We start from the raw sequence: 25,000 nt of genomic DNA on the forward strand, positions 1-25,000 counted from the left end.
ATCAGGCGAGTGCTTCTTCTCGAATCTCCTTTGACCGGCAGGCCGCCGATGCACTGAAGGGGGCCCTAGATCTTACTTGGGTCGAGGCAGGTTCTCGCGGTGGATGGACGTGGCTAGCTTGCGTGCTCTTGCCGGACGTGACCCTTTGGCGATTCGGCCAGCAGAACCGCGAGCGTTGGATAGCGAGCGACCTCACTCGGCACACGTGGAGCCGCTTGTGGTGGCAGGCCGTCGTCTTTGGGACGGGAAGTGAGTTGTTACGGGAGCTCTCCGAGAGTGACTTGAATCAACTCCTTGAGCGGCGAACCATCGGGGGCGATCCGAGGCTAGTAAGAGCACTTGCGGCGTCCGTCGTTAAGCGTTCTTCGTTTGAGACGGTTGCACGTCGCTCTCTGATCCGCGATGCAACAGCGAGGCTAAGGCGTCGCTTGGCATTCATCGATGCACGTTCCCTCGATGAAGGTGACCTTAATTCATTCTGTGAGGAGATCGTTGCGGACAGCTTTCGTGCTCTCCAGGCCTGAGACGGGGTGCGCCAGCGAGCGATATTCTGCAGCCTGAAAGAATACCACCCTGAGAGTTAACTTGGACGCCGCGGGGAGTGGATCGCTAACGATTATGCTCGCATTTCGAACGCTTCAGCGACTAGATGTGCCCCTTGGATTGGTAGCTGTACGAATCTGGCATTCCGAAGGCAGATGCAGTCCGCGTGAGGCACGCAGGGCGGATTCAATAGGTTCGCGCTACGCGGCCGTACGCATTGTTCCTCCGTCCACTCACCTCTACCTCGACCGCGATGTCAAGCCATCATGGGAAGCGTCGATCTCATAGACCGATTCGGCTCGCCCTCAATAGCCAATGAGTATGGTTTTTTGGAACGGTGACGGGGAGAATCTCGGAACTCAACCGTGTAACTCAGGTCGACTTCGTAAAATCGTTAACTGTCAATAGCCTGTGACGGGTGAGCCGCATGCTGACCTCTTTGGACATTACGCCTCAAGCAATGGTTGAAAGATCCTCACCGCAGCGCAGAGCTCGATTGCCCACTTGTCCGGGCGGGAGTGCGGGGGAGTTAGCTCCGAGGGGTGTAGGCCGTGCCGCGTTATGCCCTCGCGTGCGGAGAACCGGGCATGCACGGAATTGAAGTGTTGGTGAAGAGCCTCGAGCCCACAGGGACGAGCACCCGGTAGCACTCTTCAGCCGCAGCACCCCGTTCCGCCGGGTGGGGGTGTGCCGGGTCCAACGCTATGACCGCTTTCACTTCCGCAGGTTCTTGCCTTCTCAGAGCGCCAGTCGCACTCCCGACGAGCAGTGGGGGCTCAAAGCATGCTTCGAATCTGCAGGATAGCCCGCGCAGTTGCAGGTTGCTCTCGGCGCGACGGTGTCACCAGGAAGGGCCGACGGGGCGGAGGTTGTGACAGCGTCGCCATCGGCTTGTTGGTGGGCTCCGGTTTGACGGAACCAGACAATCTGCGAAGCAGTAGGCGGCATCCGAATCCTCGTGGACGCTGCCTTCGGCGCCAGTGGCTTCGGCCCCGGGCACGGTCTAGTTTGATTTGTCTCGTGGACCGGCCAGCTTCTACCAGCGAAGCACGAACCGCCCTCGCGTCCCCCCAGCCTCCAACCGCTCATGTGCCTCCCCAGCCCGCGTAGCCGGCAGCACCTCAGCGACCCGCGGCGTCAACGTCCCACTCTCCACCGCGTGCCGCAGCTGCTCGAGCTTGTCGAACGACCGGTACTCCGAGAACACCATCACCTGCACGAACTCGATTCCGCGAGCCCCGTCGCCCTGCCACCCACGCACGTCGAAGAACACTCCCCCGTCTCGAACAGCATCGACGACGACCCCACGCTGCACCGCAGCATCGGCGAGCGCATCGACCCCCTCCGGCACGAGCTCGCGCACCGCGGCAGCAAACCCATCACCACGAGGCACGATGTGGTCCGGCCCGAGCGACCGCACCAGCGCTTCGTCCGCCGGAGCAGCATCCGCGATCACGGTCAGCCCGGCGGCCTTCGCCAGCTGCACCACGTAGTTCCCGAGCAGCCCAGCAGCCCCGGTCACGGCGAGCGTCTGCCCCGGCGCGAGGGAGGCGTGCGACAGGATCTGCAACGCCGTCAGCCCGTTCATGGGCACGGTCGCCGCAGCCTCGATCGACGTCCCGCGAGGAATCCGCGTGAACGACCCCACCGGCGCGACGAGTTCCTGCACGTAGGCACCACCATGGGCACTGAGCGGCAGCGCCATCGCCATGACCTCGTCGCCGACCTGCCATCCGGTGACGTCGGGCCCGACCTCGTCGATAACGCCTGCGGCGTCCATCCCCGGCACGTACGGCGGCGAGGCCTGCGAGTTGTCCCGCTGCCCGGCGCGCACCCCCGTGTCGGTTGGGTTCACGGCGAACGCCTGCACCCGGATCCGCACGGATCCCGCACCGGCGTGCGGCTCCGGCACCTCGTGGATGGCGAGGGCCTCGGGCCCTCCGAACTGTTCGACTCCGACGACCTGCATCCTCCCGGTCTACGCGCACGTTGCTTGACGCAACCTGACGCGACCACCCCACGGCCTGGAGGCCCGGCACCACCCCGCCCCGCGCCTCCCGCCCGTCAGGGGCGCGGTCCACGGCACACGGTGCGCCATGCTGGCACCGTGCGTCTCGACGAACTCCTCACCCGGTCCGACGGTCCAGCGATCGCCGAGGAGCTCGCCGCCCTCCGTCGACCCGCCCGGTACGTCCTCGAGGGCGTTCACCAGGAGTCCCGGCAGAAGTACTGGCAGTTCCGCGTCGACATCGACGAGGCCGCGCAGACCTGGACTCTCGTGCGCCAGCGGGCCAAGCCGGTCTCCTACCGCGAGGGCGTGCTGCACGACCCCGACGACGGTCCGGACGAGATCTCGTTCGCCCGGAGCATGGTCTCCGATCCCGTCGTCCGGATGGCCGTGCCCGACCTGATGCTCCGATGGGGCCGCGGCCCCGAGAGCTTCCACCCGATCCTGGTCCAGCACATCGGCGAACACTCGATCCTGGTGACCTTCGAACACCGCGAGAACCCGGCGACCCGCGCGACACTGGTGATCGACGAACGCGACGGCATCGCCCGCCGCTTGTCGGAGTACGGCGAGGACACGATCATCACGAGCGTGCGGACCGCCGAGCCGGACGAGGTCCTGCCGCGCGCCCGCTTCGTGCAACCGACGGACTGGATCCGCCCGCAGTACTGAGACGGTGACGGTTCCGGTTCACGATCCCCGACGATCGCGAACCAGAACCGTCACCGGCCGGAAACCGAACCACCTCCCCCGCCGGCACCATCCCCCGATCGGACGATGCCGAGACCACCGCCCCGGCCGATCCCCCACGGCCACCCGGCGGCGAAGCTGGACCCATGCCCGAGTCCCCCGCCATCGAGGTCCAGCACCTCGGCAAGCAGTACGCCACCGGCAAACGTGCCGTGGACGACGTCTCCTTCACGATCGAACGGGGCGAGACCTTCGCCCTCCTCGGCCCCAACGGTGCCGGCAAGTCCACGACGGTCGAGATCCTCGAGGGGTACCGCTCCCGCACCGCCGGCGAGGTCCGCGTCCTCGGCCACGACCCCGCACGGACGAGCCGCAGCCACAACGCACGCATCGGCATCGTCCTGCAGACCAGCGCGGAGTCCCCGAACGTCACCGTCGCCGAGCAGCTGAACCACTTCGCGACGCTCTACCCGAAGCACCGCAGCGTCGAGGAGCTCCTCACCGCGACGGGGCTCGAGACGCAGCGCAACACCCGCATCAGTCGACTGTCCGGAGGCCAGCGCCGCCGCGTCGACGTCGCCCTCGGCATCATCGGCCGCCCCGAGGTCCTGTTCCTCGACGAACCGACCACGGGCTTCGACCCCGAGGCCCGCCGACAGTTCTGGGACCTCCTGCGCCAGGTGCAGCACGAGGGCACGACGATCCTGCTCACCACGCACTACCTCGACGAAGCCGCCCAGCTCGCCGACCGGGCCGCGGTCATCGCCGACGGGAAGCTCCTCGACCTCGCACCCATCGACGAGATCGGCGGCGCCGAGGCCCGCACGCCCCGGGTCCGCTGGCGTGACGACGACGGCGGACACCACGACGAGCGCACGACCGACCCGACGGCGCTCATCCGCAGCAGCACGACGCCCATGCACGACCTCGAAGTCATCCGTCCGTCCCTCGAGGACGTCTACCTCGACATGGTGGGACAGCAGTGAAGACAGCAACCAGCCGCATCTCGTACGAGATCCGCACCTACTTCCGCGCCCCGGACGCGGTGTTCTTCACGTTCCTGTTCCCGATCATCATGCTGGCGTTGTTCTCGGTCGCCTTCGCCGACGCCGACCCGATCCGCGCCGTCGGAAGCAGCGGACGACTCGTCAGCGTCGACTACGCCACCTACTACCTTCCCGGCCTGGTCGCGACGGGCATCCTGCTCTCCGGCACGCAGTCCCTCGGCGTCGACATCGCGGGCGAGCGTAGCGACGGCACGCTGAAGCGCCTCGGCGGCACACCCCTGCCCGTCCTGTCGTACTTCGTCGGCAAGATCGGCATGGTCCTCGTCACCACGCTCGTGCAGACCGCCCTGCTGCTGGCGATCGCGAGCCTGGTGTTCGGCGTCGACCTGCCGACCGACGCGAGCAGCTGGGGTGTCTTCGCCGGCGTGATGGTCCTCGGCATCGCCACCAGCTGCGTCCTCGGCATCGCGGTCTCGGCGCTCCCCCGCGAGGGCCGGCGCGCCACCGCCACCATCGTCCCGATCGTGCTGGTGCTGCAGTTCATCTCCGGCGTCTACCTGCCCTTCACGCAGCTCCCCACCTGGTTGCAGGACGTCGCGTCGGTCTTCCCCCTGCGCTGGATGGCGTCCGGCATGCGTTCCGTCTTCCTGCCCGGTGCGTTCGAGTCGGGTGAGCCGGGAGGCGCGTGGCGCCTCGGCCTCGGAGCCCTCGTGTTGGCAGCGTGGCTGGTCCTGGGCACGGTGGCCTGCCTGCTGACGTTCCGGTGGAACCGCAAGGACGCCTGATGGCGCCCCGCTGGTGGGATGCTGGGCACATGAACGGCGAGACGTGGATGCGCAACCGGTGGTTGCACGTCTTCTTCGCGGGCACGATGCTCCTCACCGCCGTGATCACCGTGTTCGGGTGGTCCCCGTGGTCGATCCGCTGGCCGGCGGACGCCGCGGTCGTGGTGCTCGTCGTCGCCTACGCCGTGTTCGGGCACCGCGGCTACGACAGCCCCCGTGCCGCCGCGGCCTTCCTGCCGCTGGTCCTCGTCGCCGCCCTGGTGCTGCCGGCCGTCGTGCCGAGCACCGCGTTCGTGCAGTGCATCGCGTTCCCGCTCGTCTGGGTGCAGTCCGAACGGGTCCGCACCGCCGTCCTGCTCTCGGTCGCGGTCGGCGTCGCAAGCGGCATCGGCCTGCAGGTCTCCGGCGGCCCGGACGCCCTCGTCAGCACCGTCCTCATCGAGGGCATCAGCGTCATCGGTGCCTGCGCGATGGGCGTGTGGATCTCGAGCGTCGCCGGCCTGTCCGAGGAGCGCCGCCAGCTCCTCGACGAACTCCGCGCCACCCAGCAGTCCCTCGCCGACGCCCATCGCAGCGCCGGAGTCGCGAGCGAACGGGAGCGCCTGGCCCGCGAGATCCACGACACCGTCGCGCAGAACCTCGCCGGCATCGTCATGCTCACCGAACGTGCCCGCAAGGACCTGGCGAACGACCGCGGTGCCGCGCTCGACGAACGGCTGGGGGTCCTGGAGGAGTCGGCACGAGCGGCGCTCGAGGACTCCCGCGCCCTCATCGCCGCCGGGGTCGCCGGTGCCACGAGCGGCAGTCTGGCCGGGGCCCTGCACCGCCTGACCGAGCGCTACACCCGCGAGACCGGCACGCCCGTCGCCGTCGACGCGACCGACGGCCCGCTCGACCGCGACGCCCAGGTCGTGCTGCTCCGGGTCGTCCAGGAGTCCCTCGCGAACATCCGTGCCCACGCCGACGCCGACTCGGTCCGCATCGTCCTGCAGCACGCGCCCGAACGGGTCGGCGTCCGTGTGACCGACGACGGCGTCGGGTTCGACACCGGCGCCCCGACGGCCGGGCACGGTCTCCGGGGCCTCCACGAACGGTTGGCGCTCTCTGGCGGTGCCTGCACGATCACGAGCACCCCGGGCGGCGGCACCGTCGTCGACGCGAGCCTGCCCACCGGACCCGAGCCGAGCCTCCCGGCCGTCGATCGTCACCCCGTGGCAGAGGTGACCCGGTGATCCGCGTCGTGGTCGCCGACGACCACCCGATCGTCCGCTCGGGCATCGTGGCCCTGCTGCAGGACGCCGACGACATCGAGGTCGTCGGCCAGGCCAGCGACGGCCGCGCCGCGGTGACGGTGGCACTGGCCGAACGCCCCGACGTCGTGCTCATGGACCTCCGGATGCCCGTGCTCGACGGCGACGCGGCGACGGCGGAGATCCTCGCCGCCGAACCCAACGTCCGCGTCCTGATCCTGACCACGTACGAGTCCGACGACCAGATCCTCGCCGCCATCGAGGCCGGCGCCACCGGCTACCTGCTCAAGGCCGCCCCGGAGTCCGAGATCCTCGCCGGCGTCCGGGCGACCGCACGGGGCGAGACCGCGCTGGCTCCCTCGGCGGCCGCAGCGCTCGTCCGCCGCGCGACGGGTTCGCTCCCCGCCGCGGCCGGCCCGTCGCTGACCCCGCGCGAGCTCGATGTCCTGCGCCTCGTCGCCCAGGGCAACAGCAACCCGGCGATCGGCCGCGCGCTGTTCCTCAGCGAGGCCACGGTGAAGACGCACCTCGGCCACGTCTTCGAGAAGCTCGGCGTGAACGACCGCACCCGCGCCGTCACCCGCGCGATGGAGCTCCAGCTGCTCCCCTGAACCGCGCCGTCGTCAGGTGCCGCTGGTCACCGCAGCGAAGGCGTTGACGCCCTCGACGGCTCTCCGGACGATCACGGCGGTGCGCTCCGGACGCAGGGTGATCGTTTCAGCACCGCCTTCCCTCGTCAGCGCCCCCACACCCGGAACGAGCAGCCCGTGCACGCCCTTCCCAGCCTGGTGGCTCCAGCCGTTCACGGACCGCCACCGCGGTGCGGCCCAGGCGCGCTGGAACCACTCGACGTCGCTGGGGCACGGACCGGAGCGGTCCTCGTACTGCGCCGTCGTGATCGTCACCGGCTCGTCGAAGCCGACCGAGTCGACGGGGCCGACGTCGAGCCACCGGAGCAGGTGTGCCACGAGGGAGCCTGGACGAACGATACCGAGCGACTCCGACCCGTCCTCGTGGCCGACACGCACGACGCACTTCTGGCCCTGCATCCAGCACGCCCAGCTCAGTGGCGGAGCGTCGCTCGCGGGGTCGCTCGACTCGACGACGAGCAGCGCATCGTGATCGACCACCGGGCTGACCAGTTCTTCGCCCTTGTCGGTGAGGCCGCCGAACCGCCCGACGAATCCGAGCTCTCGCGCGGCGGCCCCGGGGCCCGAGCGTCGCGCCGCTGCGGGCACCAGGCCGCGGTCGCGGAACCGCACGAGCTGGTCGAGCACCCCGTCCGGAGTGCGCCACGGCAGGGTCGGACCCGGGCCGGCGGCTGCGGCGAGCGCTGCGTTCCCGGCCGGCGGCTCGTCGAGGGGACGGCGCCACCGCGAGTCGAGCAGCCCGTCGACGACCGCGCCGGCTCCAGGCCAGTCACGGGCGGAGCACTCGACCGCGATCCGGACCCGCAGTTCGCGGAGGAACCGGAGATCGCGGATGACGACGTCGTCCGGTTCGGGCAAGGCGACGAGGACGTGGTCCGCCGCGGCTTGGAGCACCAGGGCGTCCGGTCGGTCCTCGACCCGGCGGATGATCTCGGCAGCCGGGTCGCCGGAGATTCGCCGCACGTCGATGGACAGCGCGTCGTCTTCTCGCTCGAGCCGGACGCCGGATCCGACTTCGCTGACCGTCCAGCCCTCGGGTGCCTCGAGCACGAGACCGCCGACGATGGCGAGCGCATCCCAGCGCACGTCGGGCCAAGGGTCCCACGGCACGTGCCAGCTCATCGGCGAGCCGCCCGTCGCGACCACCGCGGTGTGGCCCACCGTGCACCATCGAACAGCAACCACATCCCGAGCACGCCGCACAGCACGAACGCCACCATCAGGACGAGGGCGAGCCCCACAGGCCCGTTGAAGCAGAATGCCGCGACGCCCTCGCATGCCAGCGCCAGCCCGAGCCAGAACAAGCCGAAGGGCATCGCCGGCGTGCTGCGTCGCATCCACGACCGCCAGAGTCCGGCGTACGCCAGTCCGCCGAGGACGACGAACACCCCGCCGATCGCGATCAGCCAGATCGGTGCACTCACGCTCGACTCCCCCGGTTCTCCGCAGCTCCCCTGCTCTGATCCTACGGCGCTGTGCACGAGCGGGAATCCCGTCCTGCTGCGCTCGTGACGGTTCTGGTTCACGATCCCCGAGGATCCTGAACCAGAACCGTCACCGCGCGGACACGAACGCTCGTCCCCCGCGCCGTGGACGCGACCACCGACGGAACGGGAGGCACGGTGCCTGCCCGCACCGTGCCTCCCGTCCGCTCCAGCGCGCGCCCTGCCATCGCGACGCGCGCCCGCTCAGGCCCCCGCGTCCGCCTCCTGCGACCGGACGCGGAGCACCCGCGCTGTGGGGGTCGATCCACCGTTCGCGACCTCGAGCGAGCCCGAAGCGGCGTCCCACGCCACGGACCACGACCCGAGTGCCGTCGGGAACAGCGGCTCGACGACCACCGCCTGCCCGGCGAACGCCGGCAGCGGCAACGACACCGACGCCGACGCACCGGGCAGCGACCACACCGACAGGTACAGGTCGCCCGAGGCGGCGTGCAGACCGAGTGCGGTCCAGGGGTCTTCCCAGGCGGGCAGCCCGAGGGGCCAGACCGGGACGGACGCCTCGACGACGTCCAGGATCTGCCGGTGCGCAGCGATCGCCTCACCGACCACCGCACGCTGCGACGACGACATCTCGTTCAGGTACCCGGACAGGTACATCCGCCCGAGCACCCCGTTCACGAGCGACAGCGTGAACAGCTCCGGGTCCATCGTCGGCGCCGGGTACGCCCAGTTCCCCGCCTGTTCGGGCAGCATCGCAGCGGGAGCGGCGGCGGCGATCGTGGCGGACAACACCGGGTCCTGCTGGTCCGACGTCGACTGCATGTGCAGGCGGGACAGCATGGCCCAGTCGGCGCGCATCGCTCCCGAGGCGCAGTTCTCGATGAGCAGTGCCGGGTACCGCTCCTGCACCGCGTCGAGCCAGTCGAGCAGCGCCCGCTCGTGGTCGAGCATCCCGGCGAACGGCCCCGCCATGGTGTTGTTGTCCATCTTGAAGAACGTCACGCCGAGCTCTCCGACGAGCCGGTCGACCACCGAGTCGAGGTGTGCGCGGGCCTCCGGCGAGCGCAGGTCGAGCAGGTGCCGCCCGTGCTCCGCGACCCGGACCCCGTGGTGCTCGACGAACGCGGACGACGGCAGGGTCGAAGCCAGCGGCGAGTGGATGCCGATGACCTCGGGTTCGAGCCAGAGGCCGGCCTGCATGCCGCGCGCACGGATGTGGTCGATGACGGCCCCGAGCCCCGTCGGGAACCGCGACGCCGCTTCCTCCCACGCTCCGACGGTGTCCCACCAGTGCCCCTCGGCGTACCAGCCGGCGTCGATGCAGAACAGGTCCGCTCCGGCGTCGGCGGCCGCGTCGATCAGCGGCAGGAGCTTCTCGGTGGTCGGGTCGCCCATGAGCGTGTTCATGTAGTCGTTGAACACCAGGGGCAGGGCACGGTCGGCCTCCCGCACGTGCCGGAACGCCCGACGCTGCCGGGTGAGCACCCCGAAGGCGTCGTCGATCGACCCGGCGATCCCGACCGAGACCGGCACCGAGGTGAACGGCTGCTCCGGCGTGACGACGGTGGTCCACTGGTGTTCCTGGTCCGTGGGGCCGCTCAGCAGCAGGTACGCGTGCCGACGGGTCTCGCCGAGCTCGTACAGCCACGGCCCGTTGTGCTCGACCTGCCAGACGAGCGCGTACGGAAACGACACAGCGTCCTCCGCCCGCAGCACCCCGATCGGCAGCGCCTCACCCGTCGACCACGAGCCGCGGTTCTGCACGACGGCGCGGCTGCGGGGCGGGTGGTGCTGGGCCTCCCGGTCGATCGCCGCGAGCCCGATCGACCGCAGCGGATCGGTCCGCCACCGGCTCTCCGCTGCCCAGTCGTTGTCGGCGTGCACGAGCGCGAGCTCGTCGACGGAGGCACCCGAGTCGGTCAGGAACGCCCCGGTCGCGAACGAGGACACGAAGTCCACGACGTGCTCACCGTGCTCGGTCGACACCTCGGTCCACGTCTGGAACGCGGGCACGCCGGCGCGTGCCCGGAACACCGACTCGGCCTGGAGGCCCGTGGCCGCGTCCGTCTGCAGGATCCGGAACCACAGGTCGGTCCCGTCGTCGTGCACGTGGTGCGACACGGGGCGCAGTCGCGCACCGATCGTGGAGTCCACGTGCCGAAATCCGCCCGGGAACCGACCGTGCCCGATCGTCGTCAGCTCGACGAGCGGTTGCGGGTCGTCCGGCCCGTCAGCGAGCGTGCCACCGGCGAGCGCTCCGCCGGCCGACGCTCCGCCGGCCGGCACGAACGACACGAGCGCCGCGGGCTGGTCCGCACCGACCCGGAACCGTGCCGCGAACCCGTCGGTGACCCAGTCGACGAACGTCGACCCGTCGCTCATCGCGCCCCGACCGGTGCGGGCTCGCTCGACACCCAGTCCCCGACCGTGTGGTCGTAGCAGGTGGTGTTGTCGATCTTCGTCCGGTCGAGCGGCGGCCCCGCGGTGATCCGGCGCTCGGTGCGCTCCGGGTCGGGGGCGGCCTCGGCGAGCAGCCGGGTGTAGTCGTGGTGCGGGTCGAGGATGACGGCGTCCGACGGGCCCCGCTCGACGACCCGGCCGCGGTAGAGCACCAGGATCTCGTCGGAGAAGTGCCGCGCGGTCGCCAGGTCGTGCGTGATGTAGAGCACGGCGAGGTGGTCCTCGCGCTGCAGTCGGCCGAGCAGGTTGAGCACGCTCAGGCGGATCGAGACGTCGAGCATCGACACGGGTTCGTCGGCGATGAGCACCTGCGCGCCCGGGGCGAGTGCGCGGGCGATGGCGACGCGCTGCCGCTGCCCGCCGGAGAGCTCGTGCGGCCGCCGCGACGCGAAGTCCTCGTCGAGGTTCACCCGGCCGAGCAGTTCCCGCACCTTGTCGGCGGTCTCGTCGGCGCCGCGGGCCCGGTGGTGCAGCTGCAGCGGTCGGGCGATGTGGTGCTCGATCGAGTGGAACGGGTTGAGCGAGGCGAACGGGTCCTGGAACACCATCTGCACGTGCCGCCGGTACATGCTGCCCTCGACGGGGGTGCCGTCCTCGAGCCGCACGTCGATCGAGCCGCGCGTCCGGGTCTCGAGCTTGGCGAGCATCCGCGCGATGGTGGACTTGCCCGAGCCGGACTCCCCCACCAGTGCGACGGTCCGGCCGGGCAGCAGGTCGAACGACACGTCGTCGACGGCCCGCAGGGTGGTGCGCTTCAGCCCCTTGCGGGTGTGGAAGTCCTTGCCGAGGTGGCTGACGGTCACACTGGTCATCGGTCCGTCTCCTGTGCTGCCTGGACCACGACGGCCCGGGTGTCGGTCTCGGGTTCGGCGCCGTCCTCGACCCCGGTGCGGATGAACGCGCCACGGGCTCCGGACAGGCTCGGGAACGACTGCAGCAGCTTCCGCGTGTACGGGTGCTGCGGGTCGTGCTGGATCACGCTGGCTCGGTCGCACTCGACGACCTCGCCGCGGAGCATGATCGCGATCCGGTCGCTGATCTCGAGCAGCAGTGGCAGGTCGTGCGTGATGAACACGACGGCGAACCCGAGCTCGTCGCGAAGTCGGACGATCTCGCGCAGGATCTCCCGCTGCACCACGACGTCGAGCGCGGTGGTCGGCTCGTCCATGATCATGATCTGCGGTTCGAGCAGCATCGCCATCGCGATCATCACGCGCTGCCGCATGCCGCCCGACAGTTCGTGCGGGTACGCGGTGATGCGGGACGGGTCGACGCCGACGCGGCGCAGGGCGTCCTCGGCGATGGCCCGTCGTTCCTTGCGGGGCAGGCCCTTGCGGTGTTCGACCAGGGCGTCGTCGAGCTGGGCGCGGATCGTGGTGACCGGGTTGAGCGCGTTCATGGCTCCCTGGAACACCATCGACAGCTTCGACCACCGCACGGCCCGGAGCTGCTCGTGCGGCAGGCCGAGCAGGTCGACGTCGGTGCCGTCGCGGTCGTGGAACGTGATGCTGCCCGACGTGACCTTCGCCGGCGGCCGGTGCAGCCGGGTGATGGCGTACGCCAGGGTCGTCTTGCCGCAGCCCGACTCCCCCGCGAGCCCGAGGATCTCGCCGGGCGCCAGGGTGAGCGAGACGTCCTTGACGGCGTGCACGGGGTGCTCGGTCTCGTAGACGACGTCGAGGTGGTCGATGGTCAGCACGGCCGGCCGGCGGCCGTCGCCCGTGGCGTCGGAGGTGACCGGTCGTGCGGTGTCGGTGGCGCTCATCGGGCGACCCCCTTCGTGTCGTGACCGGCGGTGGCGACGCGCGCCGGGCCTCCCGAGCGGGCCGCACGCTTCGCACGACGGTCGCGCCGTCGCTGCGCACGCACGTTCGCGAGTCGCGGGTTGATGACCTCGTCGATCGAGAAGTTCACCAGCGACAGGCCCATGCCGAGCAGGGCGATGAGCAGGCCCGGCGGCACGAACCACCACCAGGCGCCGTTCGCCAGCGCGAAGCCGTTCTGCGCGTAGAAGAGCATCGTGCCGAGCGTCGACGAGTTCGACGCCCCGAGCCCGAGGAACGACAGTCCCGCTTCCCCGAGGATCGCCGCGATCACCGCGAACACGAACTGCGACGCGAGCACCGGCAGCAGGTTCGGCAGGATCTCGACGGCGATGACCCGCCAGGGCCGTTCGCCGGCGACGCGGGCGGCGGACACGTAGTCGCGGTTGCGGATCGACATCGTCTGCGCCCGCAGCACCCGGGCGGACCCGGCCCACGACGTGATCGCCAGGACGACGGCGATCGTCCAGAGCCCGCGGGCCTCGCGCGGCACCAGGCCGGAGATGACGATGACGAGCGGCAGGCCGGGGATGACGAGGAACACGTTCGAGAACAGCGAGAACGCCTCGTCCATGATCCCGCCCAGGTAGGCGCCGAGGATGCCGAAGAACGCGGACAGCACCGTGGCGAGGACGCCGACGATGAGCCCGATCTGCAGGCTGCCCCGGGTGGCGAAGGCGAGCTGCGCCAGGACGTCCTGACCGGTCTGGGTGGTGCCGAGGACGTTCGAGCCGCTCGGTCCCTGCAGCCCGGTGTCGCGGATGGTGGTCGGGTCGCCGACGAGCAGCGGTCCGATCACCCCGAACAGCGTGACGCCGGCGACGAGCGCGATGCCCGTGACGAGCCACGGGGTGAGGGTGGGGAGGAACCGACGGATGCCACCCTTCGACGCGCGCCGGGTGGCGATCGACGTGGTGCTGTCGGCCTCCTCGGTCAGTGCGCCGATGGTGGGCTCGGTCTCCTGCTGGATGTTGGTCATGGTCGTCTCCTCCCCTAGCTCCGGGCCCGCGTGCGCGGGTCGATCAGTCCGTACAGCAGGTCGACGACGAGGTTCGCGCCGAGGACCGCCAGGGTGATGAACAGGAAGATGCCCTGCATGAGCGCGTAGTCGTTGTTCGTCACGGCGGACAGCAGCTTCGACCCGATGCCCGGGTACGAGAACACCTGCTCGGTGACGACGGAGCCGGACACGATGAACCCGAGGGAGATCGCGAACCCGGCGACGGACGGCAGGACGGCGTTCCGGGCGGCGTAGTTCCGCAGGATCTTGCCGTCGGACAGGCCCTTCGCCTGCGCGGTGGTGATGTAGTCCTCGGACAGCGTCGACACCATCATGTTGCGCATGCCGAGCAGCCAGCCGCCGAGCGATGCGAGCACGATCGTCACCGCCGGCAGCACCCCGTACTGCACTGCGGAGACGATGAAGTCCCAGTTGAACCCGGGCGTCAGGATGACGTCGTAGCCGCCCTGCGCCGGGAACAGGTGGAGCCCGGTGGCGAAGAAGTACACCAGGATCAGCGCGAGCCAGAAGTACGGCACCGCGGCGAGCAGGGTGGTGGCCGGCACGAACGAGTCGAGCCAGGTGCCGGGCCGCCACCCGACGAAGGCCCCGAGGCCGACGCCGATGATCGCGGCCACGATGGTGGCGATCCCGACCAGGGCGATGGTCCACGGCAGCGAACTGCCGATCACCTCGGTGACGGGTGCCGGGAAGTAACTGACGGACACGCCGAGGTCACCGCGGAACACGTTGACCAGGTAGTGGCCGTACTGGGAGATGAGCGGCTCCGAGGAATCGCCACCGAGGAGCAGCTCGTACGCCTCCCGGGTCGCCGGGGTCACCTGCCCGCCGCGCTGCTGGAGCTTGGCGAGCAGGATGTCCACCGGGTTGCCGGGCAGGAGCCTGGGGATGATGAAGTTCAGCGTCAGGGCCGCCCACAGTGCGACGACGTAGAAACCGATCTTGCGCAGAAAGTAGGTCATCGTCGAGTGCCCCTCGGTCGCGATCCCATCGGTGTCAGCCCTTCGCCGGCTTGAGCGCCTTGAAGATCTCGGCGTTGTCCGGGCTCGCCCAGACCGCCGGGAACGCGTACAGGTCGTCGTCCGTCGGCCAACCGGTGAACTTCGCCGCGTGGAACTCGCTCGTCGTGCCGCCGGTCATCACGGGGATGTAGGGCAGGTCCTCGACGATGTGCTCCTGGATCGTGTCGAGCTCGGGCTGGGTCGCCGCGGTGTCCTCCGGGTTGATCGTTGCGAGCTTCGCGATGGCCTTGTCCACGTCGGGGTTGCTGTACCGCGAGATGTTCATCGGGGCCGCTGCACCGACCTTCGCGGTGTTGGCCGTCGTGAAGTAGTTGTTGTACAGGTAGTACGGGTTCGCCGTCGGGCCCTGGCCGAGCGAGTCGATCGCGAGCTCGAAGTTGCCCTTGGTCTTCTTGTCGGTCCACTCGTTCCACGACGACTGCTGCGCCTTGAGCTCGATGCCCGCGGCCTTGAGCTGCTGCGTCATCGTGTCGATCGCGGTGATGTAGTCGGTCCACCCGGTGACGACCTCGACCGTCAGGGACAGCTTCTTGCCGTCCTTGGCGTAGATGCCGTCGGAGCCCTTCTTCCACCCGGCGTCCTCGAGGGTCGAGGCGGCCGCATCGGTGTCGGCGGTCTCCGGCATCACGGCGGGCTCGATGTCCTTCGAGATGGTGTCCTTCTGCGTCGTGGTGAGCGCGAAGGTCGGCGAGATCTCGCTCGCGGTGTTCTCGAACGCCAGCGAGTTGAGCTGCTTGCGGTTGATGGCATCGGCGATCGCGTGGCGGACGGCCGGGTCGGTCTGCGGGCCGGCGCAGCCCAGGTCGGTGTTCGCGCAGGTCAGCAGGGCCATCTGGTTCTGGCCGACGGTGATGCCGTCGTAGCCGTTGTAGTTCGCGGGGATGTCGTCCATGTTCGGCACCGGGCCGGTCTGCCAGTCGATCGACCCCTGCTTCAGTGCGTCGGCGCCGGCGGTGTTGCCGGAGAGCGACAGGTAGCGGATGGTCTTCACGGCCGGGGCGCCGTCCCAGTACTTCTTGTTCGCCTCGAGGGTGAACGCCTGCGCCTTGAAGGTGCCGAGCGTGTACGGGCCGGTGCCGACGGGCTCGCGCACGACGTCGGTGGTCGGGTCGATGTCCTTCCACAGGTGCTCGGGCACGATCCAGGTCTTGCCGAGCAGGTTCGGGCCGAGCACGAACGACGGCTTGTCGAACGAGACGACCACCTTGTCGTCGCCGTCGGCCTTCGCGGTGCCGTCGTAGCCGATCGAGTTCAGGGCCTTCTGCTTCTTGAGCATGTCCAGCGTGAACACGACGTCCTTCGAGGTGAAGGGCTCGCCGTCGCTCCAGGTGGCTCCGTCGCGCAGCGTGATGGTGAGCTGCGTGCCGTCGTCGTTCCACTCGTAGGACTTGCCGAGCAGTGGCTTCGGGTCCTTCGTGTTGACGTTGGTGATGAAGAAGAGCGACTCGTAGATCGTGCCGACGCCGCCGATGTTGGACGGCGACCACGGGTTGAAGTTGATCTGGTAGTCGCCGGACTGGCCGGTGTACGCCACCAGGGTCGAGGCAGCGGCGTCGTTCGTGCTGGCGGTGCCGCTGGAGCTGCAGCCGCTGAGCGCGAGGCCGGCTGCGAGGAGAACGGCGCCGCCGATGGCGAGCCGTGAACGGGTTGGGTTGAACATCGTTGTCCTCTCGGTCTGCGTCGTCGCAGGGTCCACGTTGTGAGCGTGATTGTTACACGCGTAAACTAAGGCGGTCAAGGGGTCGGGTCACGGCCCCGTAACGATGAGGAGACGCAATGGAGCGGACCACCCTGGACGGCACGTGGACCCTCGAGGCGGTGACCGGGCCCGAGCAGTCGGCGGAGCACCGCGAACCGGTCGAGGCACAGGTCCCCGGCTGCGTGCACACCGACCTGCTGCGGGCCGGCCGGATCCCCGACCCGTTCGACGGTGACGGCGAGGCCGCCACGCAGTGGATCGGCGACACCGTCTGGCGCTACCGCCGCACGTTCGAGTGGACCGCGCCGGACGAGACCCGCCACGACCTCGTCGCCGAGGGCCTCGACACCCTCGCCACGATCGAGCTCAACGGCATCGTCGTCGCGACCACCGCCAACCAGCACCGCTCGTACCGGTTCCCCGTCGGGCACCTGCTCCGACCGGGCACGAACGAGCTCGTCGTCACGTTCGACGCGCCCGTCCCCGCAGCCGAGCGCCTGTCCGCCCTGCACGGCGGCGAGCTGCCGCACGTCAACCACCACCCCTACAACGCACTCCGCAAGAACGCGTCGAACTTCGGGTGGGACTGGGGCGTCGACGTCGCCACGAGCGGCATCTGGAAGTCGATCGGCATCGAGTCCTGGAGCGGCGTCCGCATCGCGGCCGTCCGCCCGCTCGTCGACCTCGACGGCACCACCGGGGTGCTGACGGCCCACGTCGACGTCGAGCACGCCGGCTCCACCGGCTCCTTCTCGCAGGCCATCGGCAGCGCGCCCGTCGCGTCCGCGGACGGTTCCGCGGGCACCGGCCTGGAGGCACGGATCACCCTGGCCCCGCACCCCGCGTCCGCAGGACACACCGGTTCCGACACCGGCGGCCGGGTGGTCGGCGCACGTCCCGTCGTCAACGGCGCGGCGACCGTCCGCCTCGAGGTCCCCGACGTCGCCGTCTGGTGGCCCCGCGGCGAGGGCGACCAGCCGCTGTACGACGTCCGGGTCGAGGTTGGCGACGACGTGTGGACCGGCCGCGTCGGCTTCCGCACGGTCACCCTCGACACCGCCGCCGACGCCGGCGGCGCGCCGTTCCTGCTCCGCGTCAACGGCCGTCCGGTCATGTTGCGCGGGGCGAACTGGATCCCCGACCACGCCTACCTGACCGAGATGACGCCCGAGCGCTACGCGGACCGGATCCAGGACGCGATCGACGCGAACATGAACCTGCTCCGCATCTGGGGCGGCGGCATCTACGAGTCCGACGACCTCTACGACCGGTGCGACGAGCTCGGCGTCCTGGTGTGGCAGGACTTCCTGTTCGCCTGTGCCGCCTACGCCGAGGAGCCCTGGCTCGCCGACGAGGTCGAGCCCGAGGTCCGCGAGGCCGTCACCCGCCTCAGCCCGCACCCGTCACTCGTGGTGTGGAACGGCAACAACGAGAACCTCGTCGCCTACGCCGAGTGGGGCTGGCGGCCGTCGCTCGTCGGCCGGACCTGGGGCAACGGCTACTACCGTTCCCTGCTGCCGTCGGTCGTCGCCGAGCTGGACCCGACCCGGCCGTACACGCCGGGCAGCCCGTTCTCGTTCGACGAGTACCTGACGCCGAACGACCAGCGGAACGGCAGCGTGCACATCTGGGACGTCTGGAACCGCCTCGACTACCGCGCCTACGCCGACTGGGAGCCGCGGTTCGTCGCCGAGTTCGGGTTCCAAGGTCCGCCGGCGTGGTCGACCCTGACCGCGGTGGTGCACGACGAGCCCCTCGACCCGGACGGCCACGAGATGCTCGTGCACCAGAAGGCCGACCAGGGCAACCGGAAGCTCGCCGACGGCATACGGGGGCACCTGCCCGAGCCGACCTCCATCGAGGACTGGCACTTCGCCGCGCAGCTCAACCAGGCGCACGCGATCCGCTTCGGCATGGAGTGGTTCCGCTCCCGCACGCCCGACAACACCGGCATGGTCGTCTGGCAGCTCAACGACGACTGGCCCGTGGTGTCGTGGGCCCTCGTCGACCACGCCGGCATCCGGAAGCCCGTCTGGTACGCCGTCCGGCAGGCCTACCAGCCCGTGCTGCTCACCGTGCAGCCGTCGTCCGGTGCCCAGGGCGGTGACGGCGACGGCGAAGGAGGTCTGGACGTCGTCCTCGTCAACGCGTCCGGGGCGCCGGTCGCCGACGAGGTCACGGTCTCCCGCGTGGCCTTCGACGGCACCGTGCTCGAGTCGTCGTCGTTCATGCTCGCGGCCGCTCCCGCCGATGCCGACCGGGTGCCGCTGCCGTCGTCGCTCGCGGCACCGGGCGACCCCGGTTCCGAGGTCCTCGTCGTCACGGGAGCCGGCACCCACACCGTGCACGACTTCGCCGAGGTCGTCGACCAGGCACTCGAGCCCTCGCCCCTGTCCACGGTGGTGTCGGCGACGGAGGTCGGCGCAACGGTCACCGTGACGGCCACGGCGTACGCGCGCGACGTCTCGCTGTTCCCCGACCGCGTCGATTCGGCCGCCCGCGTCGACGACGGGTTGGTGTCCCTGCTCCCCGGCGAGTCGGTGACCTTCACGGTGACGGGTGCGCCGGGCATCGCTGCACAGGAGCTCGTCCACCCGCTCGTCCTCCGCCACGCGGGTTCGCTGCTGCCCTGACTCGGGCGCCCTAGGGGGGACGGCGACGTTCCCTCGCGCCGCTGACGGTTCCGGTTCACGATCCCCCGGGTTCGCGAACCGGAACCGTCACCCGAGCACGCCCGTGCACCTCCGCCGAACCCGCACCACCGCAGCCCGCAGCACCGCAACCCGCAGCACCGCGCCTCGTTCACCGCGCGACACCCCACACCGAGCACCCCGGGACGGACATTTCCTCTCGACGCGTGACGGTTCTGGTTCACGATCCCCGAGGATCGCGAACCAGAACCGTCACGTCGCCGGTCAGGGAACGCTTCCCCCGCCGAAGGAGCGCGGCTGACGGCGCTCAGTCGATCGCGCGGAGCTCCAGCACGATCGCGGTCGCGGGTGCGAGCAGCGGGAGCCGTGCGCCGACGTCCTCGAGCACGGCGCCGGTCAGCTCCAGGTGTCCGCGCACGAGCCACTCCGGCGGCACCATGTCGAGCCCACGCGGCACAGCGAGGCCGGACACCGGAGCGAGCCGGTAGCGCCGCGACCGGTCGAGTCCGCGCACCCGGAGCGGCACCGGCAACGACCTCGGCCCCGTCTCCGTCCGCGCCACCCGCACGAGCGCCCGCGAACGGTCGGTGGCCACGACCGACGTCGCCACCGTCCCCGGGTCCCCGAGGTCCAGGTGCCGCAGCCGCCCGGAGTGCAGCAGCCCGCGCTCCCGTCGGTACAGCGCCGTCCAGGCCCGGAGCCGGTCGAGCTCCTCGGGCGACAGCTTCGTGATGTCGGTCTCGATGCCGGCCGAGCCGAACAACGACACCGCCATCCGGAAGTCCAGGTCGAGGTGCCGGCCCGTGGTGTGCGAGATCTCCGGCCCGACGTGCGAGCCGATCAGCTCGAGCGGGAGCAATGCCTCGGTCCAGCGCTGGATCGGCAGTCGCTCGAAGGCGTCGTTCGAGTCCGACGGCCACACCCGGTCGGTGCGCTCGAGCACGCCGAGGTCGATCCGGGCACCGCCGCTCGCGCACGCCTCGATCTCGAGCCACGGGTGCCGCGCACGCAGCTCGTCCATCAACGCGTACACGCCGCGGGTGTGCGCGTCGATGCCGGCGCGTCCCGCGTGCACCGCGTGCACGATGTCCCGGTTCTGGTCCCACTTCACGAAGTCGACGTGGTGCTCGCCGATCACGCGGGACATGCTCTCGAGCACGTGGTGCTGGGCCAGTGGGTTCGCCATGTCGAGCACGTACTGGTTCCGCCACGTGCGGACGTCGTCCTCGGGGCGCTGCAGCATCCACTCGGGGTGTGCCTCCGCCAGCTCGGACACCGGGCTGACCATCTCGGGCTCGAACCACAGCCCGAACTCCATGCCGAGCGCACGCACCCGGTCGACGAGCGGCGCCAGCCCGTCCGGCCACACCGTCGGGTCGACGCGCCAGTCCCCGAGGGAGGTCGAGTCCGACCGCCGGCCGAGGAACCACCCGTCGTCGAGCACGAACCGCTCGACCCCGATGTCCGCCGCGGTCTCGGCCAGCGCCACCAGGGGCTCGAGCTCCTGCCGGAAGTAGACGGCCTCCCACGTGTTGAGCACCACGGGCCGGGGGCGTCGCGGATGCCCCGGGCGGCTGCGCAACGAGTCGTGCAGGCGGTCGGACAGCCCGTCGATCCCGGTGTCGCTCCACACGAACACGGCGTCGGGGGAAGCGAACGAGTCCCCCTCGCCGAGCACGACCTCGCCGGCACGCAGCAGTTCTCCGGCACCGAGCAGCGGTCGCGCCTCGGCGAGCTGGTCGTACCGGTACACGGAGTCGGCGCTCCAGGCCAGGTGCACCGCCCACAGCTCGCCCTCGGCGTCCGAGAACCCGGGCGTCCCGAGCACGAGCAGCGTCGGCGAGTCGTGGCCCGTCCGCCCGCGACGACTCTCCCGCGAGTGGCTCCCGGCCGTCGCCGCCCGGCGCTGCGGGGTGCGCTCACGGGTCCACCGTCCGCCCAGGTCGAGCACCTCGGCGATCCGCTCCCCCACGGGCAGCGTCGCCTCGAGCGCCTGCACGTGCACGGGCTCGGCGTGGGTGTTCGTCACCGTGTGCCGCACCCGCAGCACCCCCGCGGAGTCGAGCGCGAACTCGCTCCGGAGCGCCACCGAGTCCGACTCGGCGGTCACGACGATCCGCTCGTCGTCACCGATCACCACAACGTCGAGCCAACGCGGCACGAGCGGCATCCCGTCCACGTGCCCCGCGATCCCCGGTCGCCCCTCCCACCCGTCGCGCTCGGTCGGCAGCACCGTGAGGGGCCACCGCGCGTCGAGCGCACTCGGTCCGAGCGGCCGTCCGAGTGCGAGCAGCAGGTCGGCGGCGTCGTCCGGCGCGACGGGCCCGACGTCCCGACCCCAGTGCAGCACCTCGGGCAGCCCGTCCGCCGCGGACGCCAGCACCAGCGACACCCCGGCTGATCGCAGCACGTACACACGTCGATCGCGTGCACCGACGGCTGTCGACTCGCGCTCCACGACGGTCACGAGGCCCGCTCCTCGCGCAGCACGCGGACGCGTCCGGCCGGCACGACGGTGTCCGGCCCATGGCCGGACCCGTCGAGCAGGTCCGTGCCGGACGCGACGACCGTGACGTCGTCAGCGCGGTGGTTGACGAGGAACAGGAAGGCGGAACCGTCGTCGCCGACGCGACGCACCGCCTCCAGGCCGGGAGGCCCGGTGACCGTCCGCAGGATCCCCCGCTCCGCGATCACCCCGTCCACGAGCCGTTGGATGCTGTCGTCCGCGAGCATCGCGGACACGTACCAGGCGCCGCCGCCGACGGCGCGGCGCGTGACGGCGGCCCGGCCCGCGAGCGGGCCGTCGGTGTACCGGAGCACGGACTCGGCGTCATCGAGCACGACCGCCTCGGCCCAGTCGGTGACGACCTCGCCGTCGTCGAGGGTCCAGCGTTCGTCGCGCTGCAGCGGGGTGAACTCCTCGCTCCAGGCGCCCAGCACCTGGCGGAACGCGCCCGGGTACCCGCCGGTGCGGATGCGCGCGGTCTCGTCGGCGACGCCGGACAGGTACGTCACGATCAGGGTGGCCCCGCGGTCCACCACGGCGGACAGCCGCTCGGCGGTCGCATCGTCGACGATGAGCATCGTCGGCACGACGACCACGTCGTAGCCGTCCAGGTCGGCGTCGGCGGGGACCACGTCCGTCAGCACCTGCCGGTCGTGGAACGCGCGGTGCCAGGCGCGGAGCTCCCGTCCGTAGCGCAGGCCCCGATGCGGCTTGAGCCCCGACTGCACGGCCCACCCGGAGGCCTCGTCCACGACGATCGCGACCCGGGCCGGCTCGACGCGGGTGCCCTGCACAGGTGCGAGGTCCTGCAGCGCCCGGCCGAGGGCGAGGACCTCGCGCCAGATGCGAGTGCGGGTGCCGGCGTGCGGGAGCATCGCCGAGTGGAACTGCTCCGCGCCCGCGGTGGAGGCCCGCCACTGGAAGAACAGCGCCCCGTCGGACCCGTGCGCGACGTGCGCCAGGGCGTTCCGGACGAGCTCGGCCGGTTCCTTGGCGCGGTTGCGCTGCTGCCAGCTCGGGCCACCCGTCGAGTGCTCCATCAGCAGCCAGGGGCGGCGGTCAGCCGACATCCCGCGCATCCGGTCACCGGCCAGCGCGAGGTCCTGCTCGCGGCGGGCGTCGTCGACGAGCGTGTAGTGGTCGTTCGCGACGATCGCCACGTGCTTGGCCCACCCGGCGTAGTCGACGACCTGCGACCCGGCGCCCACCATGAAGTTCGTCGTCACCGGCACGTCCGAGTGCTGCTCGATGACGGCCTTCTCGGCGTCGTACTGGCGGAGCAGCGCGTCGGAGGAGTACCGCTCGAAGTCCAGCGCGAGCCCGGGGTTCGGTGCCCCGCCCACACCCCGTGGCGGCGAGACCTCGTCGAACGAGGTGTACGTGTGCCCCCAGAAGGCCGTGCCCCACGCGTCGTTCGCGGCCTCGACGTCGCCGTACTTCGCCACGAGCCAGTGCCGGAAGTCCGCTGCCGAGTCCTCGCAGTAGCACCGGCCGTTGCCGCCGCCGAGCTCGTTGCTCACGTGCCAGAGCCGCACCGCCGGGTGTCGGCCGTACCGCTCGGCCAGCGCGTCGACGATGCGGAGCGCGTGCTCCCGGAACAGCTGGGAGGCCGGGCACCACCCGAGTCGCCCACCCGGTCGTTCCCGCCGCTCGGTGGCGTCCACCGGGAGGATCTCCGGGTGTGCGCTCAGCAGCCAGTTCGGTGGTGCAGCGGTCGGCGTCGCGAGGTCCACCGCGATGCCGTGCTCGTGCAGCAGAGCGAGGACGTCGTCGAGCCACTCCCACGTGAAGTCCCCCGGCGACCGCTCGAGCAGTGCCCACGAGAACACCCCGACGGTGACCAGGTTCACCCCGGCCTCGCGCATCAGGCGAACGTCCTCGAGCCAGGTCTCCCGGGGCCACTGCTCGGGGCTGTAGTCGCCGCCGAACGACAGGCCGTCGGTCGGCCACGGGACGGTGGGGGCTGCGGTCACGGCATCTCCTTCGATGGTGTGGACCGTGCAAGCCTCCCGTCTGCGTCCGTGTTTGTCAACGTGTGTAACTAACGCGCCGAGACCTCTGCAGTACCCGTGGCCGACTACTCCCCCAGCAGCCGACGGATGGCGAGGACCGCCCCGGCACGTGCCCACTCCGAGAACTCGAACGGCTGCACCTCCACCGTGACCGGCTCGGTGTACGGCGCCAGGGCGGCCCGCATCGACTCGTCCACGGTCGCCCGCGCCAGGTCGTACACGGGCAGCCCGTCGCCCGTCAGCACGATCGCCGAGGGGTCCGCGATGTGCACCGCGGTGGCGAGCAGGACCCCGAGGGCGCGGCCGGCATCCTCGAACGCTGCGAGGGCGCCCTCGTCGCCGTCCCGGGCGAGCTCGACCACCTGGTCGTAGGTCTTCCCCGCGTGGCCGGCGTTCCGCACGATGACCGGACTCGGCAGGTAGCTCGAGGCGCACCCGGCGTGACCGAGGCCACAGTCCGGACCGCCCCCGAGGACTGGAAGGTGCCCGATGCGCCCCAGTCGCCCGTGCTCCCCGGTGGAGACCTGCCCGTTCGCGATGAGCCCGAGGCCCAGGCCCTCACCGACCGTCACGAGCACCATCGACCCGCGACCGGCACCCGCACCGAACCAGTGCTCCTTCGCAGTGAGCGCATGGACGTCGTTCGCGGTGAACGTGGCGATGCCCGTCCGCTCCTCGAGCATCCGGGCGAACGGCACCTCGTGCCACCCGAGGAACACCGACGCCGCGACGACGGACTCCCCCGCGCGCACCATGACGTCACCGGGCAGCGAGACGCCGATCGCGCAGACCGCCGGGTGTGCATCCCGGAGCCGGTCGAGTACCAGCGTGATCTGCTCGGCGAGCGACTCGGCGGCTGTGTCGTCGATACCTTCTTCGTGCAGGGCGAGGACCCGTCCGCCCAGGTCCGTGACCGCGGCGTACAGGCGGTCCTTCGTGAGCTTGACGCCGAGGAACTCCCACTGCCCACTGCTCACCTGCAGGAGCTCCGACGGGCGACCGGTGGCGCCGCGCACATCAGTGCCGACCTCGACCACGAGCCGCTGTGACACGAGGATGCGCATGGCCCGGGTGAGGCTCGCCCGCGAGAGCCCGAGTGACCGGGCGATCTCGGCGCGGGAGAGCACCCCGTGGATGAGGATCTCCCGCAGCGCCAGTCGGGAGCCGTCGGGCAGGGCCGGCCAGGCTTCGGTCATCGTTCCTCCGTCGTCGGCTGATCCTACGGCCTGACCGGTCCCCGTCGACAAGGACCCCGAACGGGCCGTGAACGCAGAAAACCCCTGACCACGAATGGTCAGGGGTTCCCTGGTTCTTCTACGTTAAGTCCGGCGGCGTCCTACTCTCCCACAAGGTCCCCCTTGCAGTACCATCGGCGCTGAGAGGCTTAGCTTCCGGGTTCGGAATGTGACCGGGCGTTTCCCTCTCGCT

Annotated in this window: 18 protein-coding genes and 1 rRNA gene; 6 read left to right on the forward strand and 13 right to left on the reverse strand. The window is 70.5% G+C overall.

Annotation, left to right across the window (positions count from 1 at the left end; genetic code table 11):
- Window positions 1-1,579: 1,579 nt before the first annotated feature.
- Window positions 1,580-2,512, reverse strand: a complete 933-nt coding sequence (locus DEI98_RS12845; RefSeq protein ID WP_111100943.1) for an NADP-dependent oxidoreductase — start codon at window positions 2,510-2,512, stop codon at window positions 1,580-1,582.
- Between the two features lie 138 nt (window positions 2,513-2,650).
- Between DEI98_RS12845 and DEI98_RS12850 the strand changes: the two genes are divergently transcribed.
- The 5 genes from DEI98_RS12850 to DEI98_RS12870 all read left to right on the forward strand — a co-directional run bounded on the left by DEI98_RS12850 (window position 2,651) and on the right by DEI98_RS12870 (window position 6,894).
- Window positions 2,651-3,223, forward strand: coding sequence for a hypothetical protein (locus tag DEI98_RS12850; protein ID WP_111100944.1), 573 nt, complete (start codon window positions 2,651-2,653; stop codon window positions 3,221-3,223).
- A gap of 164 nt (window positions 3,224-3,387) precedes the next feature.
- Window positions 3,388-4,227: an ABC transporter ATP-binding protein gene (locus DEI98_RS12855; protein WP_181438036.1), complete on the forward strand. Its 840-nt coding sequence runs from the start codon at window positions 3,388-3,390 to the stop codon at window positions 4,225-4,227.
- Window positions 4,224-5,033 (forward strand): ABC transporter permease, encoded by an 810-nt coding sequence (locus tag DEI98_RS12860; RefSeq protein WP_111100946.1) that lies wholly within the window; start codon window positions 4,224-4,226, stop codon window positions 5,031-5,033. Before DEI98_RS12855 ends, DEI98_RS12860 begins: the two co-directional genes overlap by 4 nt.
- 29 nt (window positions 5,034-5,062) lie before the next feature.
- Complete coding sequence (locus DEI98_RS12865) at window positions 5,063-6,265, forward strand: sensor histidine kinase (RefSeq protein WP_181438037.1); 1,203 nt, start codon at window positions 5,063-5,065, stop codon at window positions 6,263-6,265.
- Window positions 6,262-6,894: a response regulator transcription factor gene (locus DEI98_RS12870; RefSeq protein ID WP_111100948.1), complete on the forward strand. Its 633-nt coding sequence runs from the start codon at window positions 6,262-6,264 to the stop codon at window positions 6,892-6,894. The genes DEI98_RS12865 and DEI98_RS12870 overlap by 4 nt, the downstream gene beginning before the upstream one ends.
- Window positions 6,895-6,906: 12 nt before the next feature.
- Here the strand turns inward: DEI98_RS12870 and DEI98_RS12875 are convergent, their stop codons facing one another.
- The 8 genes from DEI98_RS12875 to DEI98_RS12905 all read right to left on the reverse strand — a co-directional run bounded on the left by DEI98_RS12875 (window position 6,907) and on the right by DEI98_RS12905 (window position 16,364).
- Window positions 6,907-8,094, reverse strand: a complete 1,188-nt coding sequence (locus tag DEI98_RS12875; RefSeq protein WP_111100949.1) for a hypothetical protein — start codon at window positions 8,092-8,094, stop codon at window positions 6,907-6,909.
- Window positions 8,052-8,357, reverse strand: coding sequence for a hypothetical protein (locus DEI98_RS12880; protein WP_111100950.1), 306 nt, complete (start codon window positions 8,355-8,357; stop codon window positions 8,052-8,054). Before DEI98_RS12880 ends, DEI98_RS12875 begins: the two co-directional genes overlap by 43 nt.
- A 264-nt stretch (window positions 8,358-8,621) precedes the next feature.
- A complete protein-coding gene (locus DEI98_RS12885; protein WP_111100951.1) occupies window positions 8,622-10,760 on the reverse strand; it encodes a glycoside hydrolase family 36 protein in 2,139 nt (712 codons plus the stop codon).
- Window positions 10,757-11,650 carry an ABC transporter ATP-binding protein gene (locus DEI98_RS12890; protein ID WP_111100952.1) on the reverse strand — a complete coding sequence of 298 codons (894 nt, stop codon included), beginning with the start codon at window positions 11,648-11,650 and terminating at the stop codon, window positions 10,757-10,759. The genes DEI98_RS12885 and DEI98_RS12890 overlap by 4 nt, the downstream gene beginning before the upstream one ends.
- Window positions 11,647-12,603 (reverse strand): ABC transporter ATP-binding protein, encoded by a 957-nt coding sequence (locus DEI98_RS18715; RefSeq protein WP_051596654.1) that lies wholly within the window; start codon window positions 12,601-12,603, stop codon window positions 11,647-11,649. Before DEI98_RS18715 ends, DEI98_RS12890 begins: the two co-directional genes overlap by 4 nt.
- Window positions 12,600-13,640, reverse strand: coding sequence for an ABC transporter permease (locus DEI98_RS18720; RefSeq protein ID WP_111023919.1), 1,041 nt, complete (start codon window positions 13,638-13,640; stop codon window positions 12,600-12,602). Before DEI98_RS18720 ends, DEI98_RS18715 begins: the two co-directional genes overlap by 4 nt.
- A 14-nt stretch (window positions 13,641-13,654) precedes the next feature.
- Window positions 13,655-14,644, reverse strand: coding sequence for an ABC transporter permease (locus tag DEI98_RS12900; protein ID WP_071247140.1), 990 nt, complete (start codon window positions 14,642-14,644; stop codon window positions 13,655-13,657).
- A 34-nt stretch (window positions 14,645-14,678) separates the two neighbouring features.
- Window positions 14,679-16,364: an ABC transporter substrate-binding protein gene (locus tag DEI98_RS12905; RefSeq protein ID WP_111100953.1), complete on the reverse strand. Its 1,686-nt coding sequence runs from the start codon at window positions 16,362-16,364 to the stop codon at window positions 14,679-14,681.
- Between the two features lie 116 nt (window positions 16,365-16,480).
- Here DEI98_RS12905 and DEI98_RS12910 point away from each other — a divergent pair, with 116 nt between their 5' ends.
- Window positions 16,481-19,036 (forward strand): glycoside hydrolase family 2 protein, encoded by a 2,556-nt coding sequence (locus DEI98_RS12910; protein WP_111100954.1) that lies wholly within the window; start codon window positions 16,481-16,483, stop codon window positions 19,034-19,036.
- Window positions 19,037-19,361: 325 nt separating this feature from the next.
- Here DEI98_RS12910 and DEI98_RS12915 read toward each other — a convergent pair whose 3' ends face one another.
- From DEI98_RS12915 to rrf, 4 genes are all read right to left on the reverse strand, one after another.
- Window positions 19,362-21,521, reverse strand: a complete 2,160-nt coding sequence (locus DEI98_RS12915) for an alpha-galactosidase (RefSeq protein WP_258370856.1) — start codon at window positions 21,519-21,521, stop codon at window positions 19,362-19,364.
- Window positions 21,518-23,533 (reverse strand): beta-galactosidase, encoded by a 2,016-nt coding sequence (locus tag DEI98_RS12920; RefSeq protein WP_111100955.1) that lies wholly within the window; start codon window positions 23,531-23,533, stop codon window positions 21,518-21,520. Before DEI98_RS12920 ends, DEI98_RS12915 begins: the two co-directional genes overlap by 4 nt.
- A gap of 104 nt (window positions 23,534-23,637) precedes the next feature.
- Complete coding sequence (locus DEI98_RS12925; RefSeq protein WP_111100956.1) at window positions 23,638-24,768, reverse strand: ROK family transcriptional regulator; 1,131 nt, start codon at window positions 24,766-24,768, stop codon at window positions 23,638-23,640.
- Between the two features lie 127 nt (window positions 24,769-24,895).
- Window positions 24,896-25,000, reverse strand: a 5S ribosomal RNA gene (gene rrf, locus DEI98_RS12930); the annotation flags it as partial.

The sequence above is a fragment of the Curtobacterium sp. MCLR17_034 genome, assembly GCF_003234485.1.
In the GTDB taxonomy this organism is placed as follows: Bacteria; Actinomycetota; Actinomycetes; order Actinomycetales; family Microbacteriaceae; genus Curtobacterium; species Curtobacterium flaccumfaciens.

What these genes read in the sequence shown, in the direction of transcription:
- DEI98_RS12845 (WP_111100943.1), bottom strand. Translation starts at nt 2,512, where the DNA reads ATGCAGGTCGTCGGAGTCGAACAGTTCGGAGGGCCCGAGGCCCTCGCC.
- DEI98_RS12855 (WP_181438036.1), top strand. Translation starts at nt 3,388, where the DNA reads ATGCCCGAGTCCCCCGCCATCGAGGTCCAGCACCTCGGCAAGCAGTAC.
- DEI98_RS12865 (WP_181438037.1), top strand. Translation starts at nt 5,063, where the DNA reads ATGAACGGCGAGACGTGGATGCGCAACCGGTGGTTGCACGTCTTCTTC.
- DEI98_RS12885 (WP_111100951.1), bottom strand. Translation starts at nt 10,760, where the DNA reads ATGAGCGACGGGTCGACGTTCGTCGACTGGGTCACCGACGGGTTCGCG.
- DEI98_RS12890 (WP_111100952.1), bottom strand. Translation starts at nt 11,650, where the DNA reads ATGACCAGTGTGACCGTCAGCCACCTCGGCAAGGACTTCCACACCCGC.
- DEI98_RS18715 (WP_051596654.1), bottom strand. Translation starts at nt 12,603, where the DNA reads ATGAGCGCCACCGACACCGCACGACCGGTCACCTCCGACGCCACGGGC.
- DEI98_RS18720 (WP_111023919.1), bottom strand. Translation starts at nt 13,640, where the DNA reads ATGACCAACATCCAGCAGGAGACCGAGCCCACCATCGGCGCACTGACC.
- DEI98_RS12900 (WP_071247140.1), bottom strand. Translation starts at nt 14,644, where the DNA reads ATGACCTACTTTCTGCGCAAGATCGGTTTCTACGTCGTCGCACTGTGG.
- DEI98_RS12905 (WP_111100953.1), bottom strand. Translation starts at nt 16,364, where the DNA reads ATGTTCAACCCAACCCGTTCACGGCTCGCCATCGGCGGCGCCGTTCTC.
- DEI98_RS12910 (WP_111100954.1), top strand. Translation starts at nt 16,481, where the DNA reads ATGGAGCGGACCACCCTGGACGGCACGTGGACCCTCGAGGCGGTGACC.
- DEI98_RS12925 (WP_111100956.1), bottom strand. Translation starts at nt 24,768, where the DNA reads ATGACCGAAGCCTGGCCGGCCCTGCCCGACGGCTCCCGACTGGCGCTG.